The organism is Xenorhabdus hominickii (assembly GCF_002632725.1).
Taxonomy (GTDB): Bacteria; Pseudomonadota; Gammaproteobacteria; order Enterobacterales; family Enterobacteriaceae; genus Xenorhabdus; species Xenorhabdus hominickii.
The window spans coordinates 1-1,003 of record NZ_NJAI01000056.1 but is presented as its reverse complement, the minus strand read 5'-3'; the positions used below and the strand labels follow the sequence as shown (position 1 = coordinate 1,003).

At 60.3% G+C, this 1,003-nt stretch carries 1 protein-coding gene; it reads right to left on the bottom strand.

Annotated features, from left to right (window positions below; all coding sequences use genetic code 11):
* Positions 1–1,003: amino acid adenylation domain-containing protein (locus Xhom_RS24995; RefSeq protein WP_145957527.1), on the bottom strand; the 1,003-nt coding region annotated here is incomplete at both ends.

The window sequence follows — 1,003 nt, the reverse complement described above, 5'->3', positions numbered from 1 at the left end:
CTGGTAAGGTGTCGTCGGTGACCAGATACGCGGCCAGCGCTTTCTGCCCTTCATGCACCCGGTCAATCACCACCGCCTGTTTCACCTGCGGATGGGTTGCCAGGGCGGTTTCAATTTCCCCGAGTTCAATGCGGTAACCGCGGATTTTGACCTGAAAATCATTGCGCCCCAGATAATCCAGCTTGCCGTCCGGCCGCCAGCGCACCCAATCGCCGGTTTTATACAGGCGGGTATAGCCCCGCGCGTTATCCTCTTCGGTCGCAAACGGGTTGGCGACAAACCGGGCCGCGGTCAGTTCCGGCTGATTCCAGTACCCCCGTGCCAGCCCGGCGCCGCCGATATACAGTTCCCCCGGCGCCCCGCGGGGAGACAACTGACCGGCGGCATCCAGCACATACAGCCGGGTATTATCAATCCCCTGCCCAATTGCCCGGTCCCCGTCCTGCAACCGGTTCTGACTGGCGCAGACGGTGATTTCAGTCGGGCCGTACTGGTTAAACACCGTGATATCCGGCCGGATAGCCAGCGCATTCAGCGCTTCACCGCCGGTATGGATAACCCGCAGGGGGGAGTCGGATAACTCAGCGGCAAAATGGTTCATCAACGCGGTGGGAATAAATGCCTTGGTGATGTGGTTGTCCCTGATAAAGGTCAGCAGGCGTTCGCTGTCCGTCGTCAGCGCCGCCGGCACGATATACAGGGCCGAGCCGGCTATCAGTGCGGGGAACAATTCAAACACGGAGGCATCAAACACGTAGTTGGAAAAGAACAGCGCGTTGACCGATTCATCCAGTAAATGCGTGCGGGCGATAAACTGAGCCAGATTCACCACCCCCTTATGCTCGATCATCACCCCTTTCGGCTGGCCGGTTGTGCCGGAGGTGTAGATGATGTAGGCCAGATCGGTGGCCTGACTGAGCTGCTCAGGGTTATCCACCGGCTGGCCGGCAGTCACCGCGGGATCCTCCGCGGCAATCAGGGCCGGCTGCACCGTCAACGCCTG